Source organism: Corallococcus llansteffanensis (assembly GCF_003612055.1).
Classification (GTDB): Bacteria; Myxococcota; Myxococcia; order Myxococcales; family Myxococcaceae; genus Corallococcus; species Corallococcus llansteffanensis.
On record NZ_RAWB01000351.1, the window covers coordinates 1 to 10,654 of the forward strand.

The window sequence follows — 10,654 nt, forward strand, 5'->3', positions numbered from 1 at the left end:
GTCCCCGTCCCGCCCCCGCGACAGCGCGGTGGGAGCGGCCCCCTTCTTTGGGGGGGCGACGCGCAGGCCCGGGGAGCGCACGGAGCCCCTGCGGGTGGAGGTGGTGCGAGACCTGGCGGCCTTCGACGCGCTCGCGGCGGAGTGGAACGCGCTGGTGATGCGCGTGGACGACCAGGTCTTCTACCGGCACGAGTTCGTGCGCTGCTGGCTGGAGCACTTCGCTCCTGGCTCGCCGCTGCGCGTCCTCACGGCGAGGGATGACACGGGCGGACTGGTGGCGGTGCTGGGGTTGAAGGAGGAGCAGGGCCACCAGTACGGCGTGCCGGTGCGGCAGTTGGTGTCGCTGACGAACAAGCACTCCTGCCGCTTCGACCTCCTGGCGGAGGACCCGAAGCGGGCCGCGGTGGCGTTCCTCTCGCATCTGCTGGCGGACCGGGGCTGGGACGTGCTCCGGCTGTCGGACGTGCCGGAGGGTGGCGCGGCGTGGGCGTTGGTGAACGCGGCCCAGGGCGCGGGGATGCCCTGGGGCGCGTGGCCGAGCGCGCGGTCGCCATACTTGGTGCTGCCGCCGACGGTGGAGGCGTGGAAGAAGGGCCGGAGCAACGCGAAGCCGCTGCGCCGGAGGCGCCGGAGGTTGGAGGAGAAGGGCCGCGTGGAGGTGGAGCGCGTGTCCGGGCCGGAGGGGCTGGAAGACAGACTGGAGGAGGCGTTCGCGCTGGAGCAGAGCGGCTGGAAGGCCCAGCAGGGCACGGCGATAAGCCAGGCGGAGCACCGGCGGGGGTTCTACACGTCCCTGGCGACGATGGCGGCCCAGCGAGGATGGCTGGGATTGTATTTCCTGCGTCTGGATTCAAGGCCCATCGCGTTCCAGTACGGCCTGGAGTACGGGGGCCGCTATCTGGCGATGAAGCCCGGCTACGACGAAGCGTTGAGCGAGGTGAGTCCGGGCCACCTGCTGACGGAGAACCTGGTCCAGGACTGCATCGAGCGGGGGTTGAAGGAGCTGGACCTGCTGGGGGACGACGCGCCCTACAAGCGGGAGTGGACACAGGAGGTGCGACAGCACCACTGGCTGTTCATCTACCGGGATACGCTGGTGGGGAAGACGCTGCAGCGCTCGAAGTTCCGTTGGGCACCCGTGGCGAAAAGGATGGTGGGCAGATGGGTCCGACGGCGCTGAGTTTCTACCGGGCCGCGAAGCGGCTCCAGGAGCTGCGGGTGCCCCGGCTCGCGAACGTGGTGGCGGCGGTGGGCGACCGCATGCACAACAGCCACGTGGACACGAGAGCCGCGCTGCACCCCAGCGTGGAGCTGGGCTACGGCGGCATCGGCGTCATCATCGCGCCAGGGGTGGAGATCGGGGAGAACAGCTTCATCTCCCAGAACGTGAGCCTGGAAGGAACCCCCGGAGTGACGGGAGTGCCCCGCGTGGGGCGCGACGTCTTCATCGGAGTGGGAGCCCAGGTGCTGGGCCCGGTGCTGATTGGCGACGGCGCGAAGATTGGAGCCAACGCGCTCGTCACGGAGGACGTGGCCCCCGGGGCCGTGGTGGCCGGCATTCCAGCCCGGGAGCTGAAGCGCCTGCCTACGACAGGGACGTGAGCGCACCGGCCCAAAGGGGTCAACGAACGCTCACGGGCAGCTACAAACGACCTGCGCCTCTTCGGACAGCCGCGTTCGCTCATCACACGCGATTTTGTAGGCACCGTCGATGATCTCGCGGGCGCTCCCAAGGAAGACCGTTCCACGGTTCAGATATCCCGTACAGCCCTCCGCACGGGATGAAGAGCCCACTTCAATCACCACTTCAGTCCGATACACGCGGTAACTCGCCACCCGTCCAAAAAGGACGCCGGCCAGAAAGACCACCACACCACCAAGTACGAGCCAACGACCAACCGGACGCATCTAGTCCCCACAGTTCTTGTCCCCACCGAACGGTGCGATTTCATTGGTATAACAACCAGCACGGCCTCGCTGCAGAGTGTCGGCTTTGTCGAAGCTGCCCTCACTGCCTCCCGCGCCCTGGCACGCATGGACTGCTTCGTGAATCATGATCTGGGCGAGCAGATTCACATTTCCACACACCGTCTTCTGGTCGAATTTCGTGCTCCAGCCTGAAAAAAAATTCGGCTTCGTCGCGGCATACGCCGGATCGTGGCCCTGAGGCAGCAGCCCGAACTTCGTTTCGGGGCCGGAGCCAGGCCTCAGGTTCTCACAAATATTGCACCCAGCGCTGCAAGCCTGAATCCGCTTCTGGCATTTGTTTTTGGTATCGCATTTATAATCGTCGTCGCAACCCGCGATCTTCCGAGCGCGTTTCAGTGCCTCGGACCATCCCTGGCACTCCTCGTCGGGCTTGGTGGACGAGCCCGTGTCAAAAAGACCATTCGGGTCCTTGCGCCCGATCGGATTGTTGCCAGCGTAGGAGTAGGCCGGAGTCGCCAGACCGCTGAACAATCGCCCTTCCAGCCATTCAGGCCTTTGCAGTAGTGGCTCCGGCTGGAGGTACCTCCCCATGCTCGGGTCGTAGTACCGGTTCCAGTTCTCGAAGAGGTCCGTCTCTGCGTCGTGGTACTGGCCAGGAAAGCGCAAAGCAGTCCAGAAGGGTTGTCCTCCCCGCTGGTAGCGCTGGTACTCGTAGCCTTCAGCGACGACCCCTGCTCGAGGCTGTGTTCCCGCGGGACTCGTCGTCACCAGCATGATGGAAGACTGTCCCTGCGCGGGCTCCACCCACGGCGACCAGCGCTGGCCCACTGCCGAGCCAGTCACTCCCGTCGCCAGGACGCCGCCATCCGCCATGTCGCGCAACTCGACGTGCGCCACGTTGCCCGTATCCAGCAAGTGGAACAGCGCGCGTTCACGAATCACGACGCCACCATCCGCGGCCACCGGTTGGCGCATCTCCGCCAGGAGGCTCTCCTGCGCGGCGCCTCCATCCGTCCCAGGCAAGGGGTGCGGTGACTCGCGATGGAGCGACACCCGGTTGACATGACCGAACGGTTCGTAGTCCGCGGCTCCCGCCACCTTCCCAGCGGCATCAAGCATGACCACCACCTTGCCGAGCGAGTCCGTCACCGGGAAGTACACGCCGCATGCAGCAGGCTCACCGTTCCGGGAGCAATCGCTTGTCGGGTTGGACACGCGGGCCATCTGTGACGTCAACTGTCCCCGCACCACCATCACCGGCCGATTGCCCAACCAGACGTAGGTGTCATCCACGTACTGCGTGAAGCCACCCGGCGGCGGAATCACCGAAGGGTTGCCACGGTCCACCAGCAGCTCATGGTTCAAATCGTAGAAGAACTCGTCCTCTGCGGTGGTCGGATACCGCTTGAGCCGCCGCCGCCCCATCGCGTCGTAGAAGTACTCGTACGTGCTTCCATTGACGTCCACCGAGCGGAACACCGTCTCGGAAGCCCCGCCCACGGACGGCCCCAGGTTGAACTGCAACCGGTGCACGGGCGTGCCATTCACCTCCACCCAGCGCTTCTCCTTCGCACGCCCGTCCGCGTCATACAGATACCGGAAGTCCAGCATCGACCCGGCCGCACTGCCTTGCCTGCGATCAAGGCGGTCGACCATTGGCCCCGTGCCATGGGTCAAGGTCAGCAATGTGCCGTCCTCGGCCTGGGCAGTCCGGTTGCCACGACCGTCATAGCCGTAGTTCCGAGCCTCGAACGTCCCGCCTGTGGCTGCGAAATTTCCAACCGGACGACTGGCACCCTTGAGCCGCCCCAGCCCGTCGTAGACATACTTCTCGGTGATGGGAGTGGTCGCCCCCAGCAGACACGTGTCTTCCTGGATGAGTTCATCCCCCTGCCAGGCATACGTCCTGCGGAACACGTCACCCGTACCGCCACTCCAGGAGAACGCGCCGGACGAAATCCAGAGGCTGTGCAACCGTCCCGTGTAATCCGTGTAGGTAGGCGCACTCTCGGTACACGGGCTGGTCGGAATCGCGGACGTGTTATCGCCGAGGAAGTACTCCACGTTGCGGGAGGTTGACGCCCCCGGTGAGTTCACCCGGTAGGCACGAACATCACCAAAGGGCTCCCAGACGATGTTCGAGATGCTGGCGAGTGAAACCCAGGCCGCGCCATCCCAACGCTCCAACGTGACATCGGAAATCCGGTCCGAAGGCACGGTGGTATACGGATAGATGGCATAGGCATTCGTCACCCGATGCCCATAGGGATAGGCCACGGACAACAAGTCTCCTGAAGCGGAATACGTATAGGTGGTGTGGAGCGTGCTGCCTGGCGTGTCACTCGGACAGGTGAAGGTCCCTCCGGTGGAGCGCCGCGCCCGGATCTCCTTCGTCACCCTCCCCCAGGCGTCGTAGGAAAACCACGTCTGCCCAAAGGAATCATTGCGGAAGAGCATCCGCCCCCGCGTATTGACAGGCTGGGGGCAGCTTGGGTCCGGCGCTGAAGCATTGTCGTACCCCAGCGCATAAAGCGTTTCCGTGGAGGGTGAAGACCCTCCGACGACACGAACGGCGGACACGCGCCGCCCAAGGGCGTCGTAGGCATAGGCCAGATGCTCACCATCCGCGGCCATCTGCGGCGTCTGCTTCCCCAGGAGATTGCCGGCGGCATCATGGACGTAGCGCGTCCAGCCATCGCCCCCCTGCCAGGGCAGCTTCGCTGCGATGAGGTTGCCAAAGTCGTCATGGCGGTAGAGCGACTCGGGCTGTGAGCAGGCCGAGCAGTCCCCACCAGAGCCACTCGCCGGGCACCCGCTGCGCACGCTCTTCATGTTTCCATGGACATCGTACGCCATGCACGTCCGCGTCCCACCGGTCCGGGTCCCGATCTCCGGGTACTCATCCGCGCCCGTCAGCCGATCCGCCCGATCGTAGCTCAGCGCGCTGCAAAGCGGCGACACCGGACGACCATCTCCCCCCAGTCCTCCGCACAACGCCGGAGGTGAGTTGTATGCGAGCCCGACTCCCACCAACCGGCTGGCACCGTCGTAGAGCTTGGGACGCAGGTACCAGGCGGTATTCCCATACCGCCCGCCCACCAGCTCGTACGCCGGATTCCCATTCGTGTCCGCCTCGAAGTTGCGTGAACGCCGCTCGGCATCCCCTCCGCCGTTGTAATGGAACATCTCCCGGAAGACCTTCCGGTCTACGCGGTAGTCGTAGTGCACCTCCTCCAGCCATTGATAGCTGTTGAGGACGGCTTGCTTGACCCGCATGGTCAGCTTCCCCACCCAGCTTCCCGTGCAGTGCCCGAAGCTCGAGTCGCGATAACAGAAGCGTTCGTAGTCACCTCGCGGGAAATGCACGGCGGTCAGCATCCCGTTGTCGTACAGGTATTCCCAGGTCGTCCCTTGCGTGGTGATGGAAGTGACCCGGTCTTCTTCGTACGTGTAGGCCGTCGCGATCCCGTTCTCGTCCGTGACGTGCCTGGGATTTCCACGCGCGTCGTACTCCGCGTACTGCGTTTCCAGGACCGGTTGCCCCGCGCACGACGTCGCGGACGCAAGCTGCGGATAGCGGGACGTCTTCTTCAAGCGGTTGGCATTGAGCGTCCCCGTCCCCGCGGGCCAGTACTCGTACTGCGTGACCGGAACCCCCGCGTTGAGGCTCGCCGAACAGTCGGTGGCGCTCGGTCCGTCCACCCAGCACGGCCCGTGGATCTCCAGCACCCGGCCCAGCGCATCATCCACGGTTCCGCCCGAGCAGACCCTGCGTGTGAAGTAGAATGTGGCCTGATGTTTCAATGCCGGAACGGGTGCGGTACCACCCGAGCCGAGGTCTTCGGTATACCCGCTGCGAATGACGGCCTTGAGACGGTTGGTCAACGGGTCGTACACGTTGCGAACGACCGTGTCCGTTCCAACCTGGAGCAGGGACTCCCGCTTCTCTTCCGTGCGCAGGCGCTCTCCCAGGACGACCCCTACGCCCGCCGTGCTTGCGGTATAGGCATACCGGGTCGTCGCCAGGGCTCCCGTGCCGTCAGCGGCGGTCGCTCCAACGGACACCGAGCGCAGCTCCGGCAACGAGGTGGCGCCACCGCCACCAGGCACCGCCCAGTCCCGCGTGGTCCAGCCTCCGCCCCAGCCCTTCATCGCGCGATTGACGGTCGAGCCGTTGGACAGGGTGTCCCACAGATACTCCTGCATCCGGGTACAACTCGTCCCCGAACATCCCTCGCCAATGCTCTTCACTCGAGGCGCCCGCGCGAAGCTCGTCCGTTCGTGGGTATAGGTCAGGCTCTTCCAGCCGGCATACCCCATGGCGTCTCCCTTGTAGCCATACTGGGAAACCGAGGTCACCACCCGCTCCAGGCACGCGGGCGATGAACTGGTGTCACAAGTGCCCGTGGTCCGGCCATTGACCTGCACGTTGATCTCGAACCATCCAGTCAAGGACTCGCTGTCGTAGGTGACATAGCCCGCTTGGTAGAGATGCTTGGTTTGAGGCGAGCCGCCGCGAGTGACCTTCCAAACAGGCGTGCCGTCCGTGTCCGTGTAGGCATAACCTTCGGTCAGCCCCCCTTTTTGCGGCCACGTCGCCTGGGCAAGTCGTCCCCCGACCTCCGTCACGGCTCCTGTCGGCGCATAGGTGTACTCCACGAGCGGCGTCGTCGTCCCCGCATCTCCCACGAGCGAGACTCCGGCGAGGACGCATTCCTGTCCTACCTCGGCGCGCGCACTCGGCAGCACCCTGTAGCTGAAGCGAAGACGCGTGCCTTCGGCGGAACTCACCTCGTAGAGGAACGGCACGCCCGCCGAAGGTCCCGTGCCGAGCCCCGGACAGGTCAAGCCACCCGGTGCCGCGTAGCTGAGCGTCGCCCGGGTGCGGGCCAGCCCGCCCGCGGAGGCATGCTGGGCATCCTCGATGCGCGTCAGGAAGTAACGCGTATGCGGCGAGGTGGCGCTGCCGGTCGGACTCCAGACCGCCTCGAAGAAGAAGCGCCCGACCCCGGGCTTGTGCAACACGAAATAGCCACTGGACGGGCCCGTGCTTTCCCAGACCAGACGGTCGGCCGACTCCCTGGACCTGGCCTCCGGCTGCGCCATGCAGGACGTGGGCGAGCGGGCGCAGCCCGTGAACTCCAGCAGCTTGCCGTTGCCCTCACGGACCTGCCAGAGCTCTCCTGAACCGTCGGCGGTGGGAAAGACGAAACTGTAGAAGTTGTGCCACCAGTGCAGGGACTCCCGGCTCTCCGCAGCTGCACCAAAGGGGCGGGGCAGATAGGGCCCACCGGCCACGCCCAGGCTCTGATGGGAAGCCCAGGTGCGTGCGGAGGAGACGTAGGTACGCTCCAGGGAGATCCCTCCCAGTGCGCTCTGGACTTCCACGTCCGTCACCGGATGGCGCGTGCTGCGAGCCGCCACGACCACCGGATCGCCAGCCAGGCCATATCCCCCCACGCTGTCACATGAGTCGGGATCCTCGTCATCACATGCGGAGTAGGGGTTGAGGACGCACTCGGCCTTCGCCTCCACGGCCTCCCCCGAGGAAAGGACTCCATCCAGGCTCGCCTTGCACGTGCCCGTCTTGCAGATGTCATTCGGGTCGTTGCACTCCGCGCCCAGTTCGCACGGCCAATCAGGTCCCGCGCAACTCTCGCCGGTGACCTGGAACGCCACGGCGTTTGAGCCGCACGTGATCCCCGTCGGACAGCAATTGTAATTGCCAATGTCCGTCTGGCTCCCATTCGGAGGATACATGCACGTTCGCAAGTGACAGCTCACGTTCGGGTCGTTGCCGTTGCAGAACAAAGTCCCGGTATCGCCATTCGCATCCGGGCAGGTACATGCCCATTGCACCATGTTGCCGCCCGGCGATGGAGAAGGCGCACAGAACGAGTAGGTGCCGTAAGCAAGTACTGCCTGCGGGATGAGGACGAGGAGGAGTCCTGCCAGAGTCAGGACGCTGGCGCGAAGGCCGCTCGCGGCGGAAACACCGGTGGCATGTCGAGACATGATTTCCCGATCGAACAATCAAGAAGGTGGGGCGAAGAAGGAACGCTAGCGGGCGTCATCCACCGGGAGGCATAGGCGCGCCGCGGGATCGGTAGGGTGGAGTTGTCCACAACGCCAGCCCTCGGGGCACGGGCTTCCAGGGCCACACCGCTCGGTGCAGACGAAGCCAGCGTCACGCTCCGCGCCGACATGCACACAAAGCCTTGAAGCGCAGTCGGAAGGTCCCCCGACCGAGCAATCACGCCCGAATGGCAAGCTGTTGCTTGCCGCGGTGTTCTTGAACCGGTGCTCTGACAGCACAGGCACCGTGGCAGGCGTGCTGGGGGGCGCGGGGCGCTTGGACCCGGTCTCGCCGCATGCCGCCGTCAGCCCTGTCACCAGCAGGACCGGAAGAAGTCCTCGCCGTGCGCGAAGCAGCCATGCTGCAATGTTCCAGACAACCATCTTCATATTTCCTAGCGGACTCATCGCTTGCAGCCATCCTGACAGCGAGCGAGAGTTTCCTCAGGCCGCCGATACCGCATGTTGAATTGGCTTTTCAAGCAGGACGTTCATTTTGCGTCAGGGCAAACCCGACCTGATGATGCCCGTGATGGACGGCGACGGCGTCGCGGGAGTCTTCAAGAAGCCCATCCCGCTGGAGTCCCTGCTCGCCGCGATCCAGGCTCTGCGTCCCGCCTGCGTGAGCAGTCGGAAGTCGAAGCACCTCGAAAGGTCCCCATGTCACGACACGGAAGCCGGTTCCTCGTCTTCGCCACCACCCTGCTCCTCTGTCTGGCCGCGAGCCCATCCGCCCTCGCCGCCGACAGTGCCATCTTCGTCTCGCAAAGCCTCCCGACCGTGCTCACCACCGGGGAAGTTCGCACCGTCTCGGTGACGATGCAGAACAACGGCACCACGCCCTGGACCACGGCCGGCGGCTACAAGCTCGGCACCCACAATCCCATGGACAACACCCTGTGGCTTGGCACCACCCGGGTGTACATGAATCCAGACGAGGTGGTCGCTCCCGGTGCCTCCCGGACCTTCACCTTCAACATCACCGCCCCTGCTTCAGCCGGCACCTACAACTTCCAGTGGCGCATGGTGCACGAGGGAATCGCATGGTTCGGCGGCCTCTCCACCAACGTCGCCATCACGGTCAGGGCCCCTGTTCCCTACGACTCCCAATTCGTGTCGCAGTCGGTCCCGACGTCCCTGGGCGCGGGCCAGACAGCGTCGGTCTCCGTGACGATGAAGAACATCGGCACCAACGTCTGGACGGCCGCGAGCAACTACAGCCTCGGTGCGCAGAACCCGCAGGACAACTCCACCTGGGGCTTGGGCCGGGTGAACCTGGCGCCGGGCGAAGCCATTGCCCAGAACGGGCAGAAGACCTTCACCTTCGCCATCACCGCCCCTCCTACGGCTGGCACCTACAACTTCCAGTGGAAGATGTTGCAGGAGGGCTACATCTGGTTCGGCGCGCTGTCGCCCAACGTGGCGATCTCCGTCACCCAGCCGCCTGTCACCCTCTGTCCCGGCGTCGTGGTCACCGCGGACGGCACGACTGACCTGGGGCCAGCGATCCAGAGCTGCATCAATGCCACGCCCTCGGGCGGCACCCTGGACATCCCCGCCGGCACATATGGCATTGCGACGCAGGTGCTGATCACCCAACCCATCACCCTGCGGACGCAGGGACTCGCCGGGTCGACCGCGAACTGTGAGGCGCCCGGTGTCACCTGCGCCGTGCTCAAGGCGCTGCCGACCTTCAACGCCAACGTCGGAGGATTCCTCGCCGTCCAGTCGACGCACGACGTGAACCTCGACCACCTGATCCTCGACGGCAACAGGGCCGCGCGACTGGGCACGCCCGCGGCCTCTCAATGCGCCAGCGGCAACAACTTCTCTGGCTTCAACGCCCGGATGAGCGACTGCACTGCCTGCCGCTTCACCCACAACGTCAGCAAGAACGCGCTCTGCGGCACGGCGCTGGAGTTCCGCGGCCACGACGGCACCCTCATCAACAACGTCTTCCGCTCGAACGGCCAGAACGCCACCTCCAACCTGTGGGCCGACGGCCTGACCATCCACTACTCGGACCGGGTGACGGTGACGGGCAACACGTTCGTCGACAACAGCGACGTGGCGCTCATCCTGGGCGGCGGTCGGTACGCGGTCGTCACGAACAACGCCATCAGCCAGCCGGGGCAGGTCGTCTTCGCCGGCCTGATGCTCGACAACTTCAACGGCGGCACCTCGGGTGACTTCACCGGCGCCGTCGTCACCGGCAACACCATCGACTGCACGTCCGCCCGCAACTGCCACTTCGGCATCAACCTGGGACCGCATGCCTGGTATCAGTCCACCAACATCCTCGGCGGTGATGTCCACGGCAACGTCGTCGCCTCCGCCCGCCAGGGCATCAACGTCGACGGCGCGGGCACCTCGGCCTCGCCCCTGGTCCTGTACGGCAACACGGTGAGCAACGCGGCCCCCGGCTCCGCGAGCTTCCTCTGCGGCAGCCACAGCACGTCCCCGCTGAACATCAACACGGCGGACTCGGTCGTGAACCGCAACGGCGACACGGCTCCGATGACGGCCTTCCCCTGGCACGGCTGTCCCTAAGGTCGCGGAGCCGGGGGCCGCGTTGCTCACCGTGTTGCCGTACAGGACCAGGGGCGAGGCCGAGGTGCCCGCGCCGTCGACGTTGATGCCCTGGCGGGCG

The 10,654-nt window shown here is 65.4% G+C and carries 4 protein-coding genes; 3 read left to right on the forward strand and 1 reads right to left on the reverse strand.

Annotated elements, in window-relative coordinates; genetic code table 11:
• Together D7V93_RS27710 and D7V93_RS27715 are read left to right on the forward strand one after the other, a co-directional pair.
• On the forward strand, positions 1-1,180 hold a 1,180-nt coding region (locus D7V93_RS27710), incomplete at its 5' end, for a GNAT family N-acetyltransferase (RefSeq protein ID WP_372338353.1).
• Positions 1,162-1,602 (forward strand): serine O-acetyltransferase, encoded by a 441-nt coding sequence (locus tag D7V93_RS27715; protein ID WP_120646252.1) that lies wholly within the window; start codon positions 1,162-1,164, stop codon positions 1,600-1,602. The genes D7V93_RS27710 and D7V93_RS27715, both read left to right, overlap by 19 nt.
• A 306-nt stretch (positions 1,603-1,908) precedes the next feature.
• Here D7V93_RS27715 and D7V93_RS27720 read toward each other — a convergent pair whose 3' ends face one another.
• The gene (locus D7V93_RS27720) at positions 1,909-7,608 is read right to left on the reverse strand and encodes an RHS repeat-associated core domain-containing protein (RefSeq protein WP_158623879.1); all 5,700 of its coding nucleotides are present in this window, start codon (positions 7,606-7,608) and stop codon (positions 1,909-1,911) included.
• A gap of 1,056 nt (positions 7,609-8,664) precedes the next feature.
• On the opposite strand from D7V93_RS27720, the gene D7V93_RS27725 reads away from it, so the two are divergent.
• Positions 8,665-10,554: an NBR1-Ig-like domain-containing protein gene (locus tag D7V93_RS27725; protein WP_158623880.1), complete on the forward strand. Its 1,890-nt coding sequence runs from the start codon at positions 8,665-8,667 to the stop codon at positions 10,552-10,554.
• Positions 10,555-10,654 lie beyond the last annotated feature (100 nt).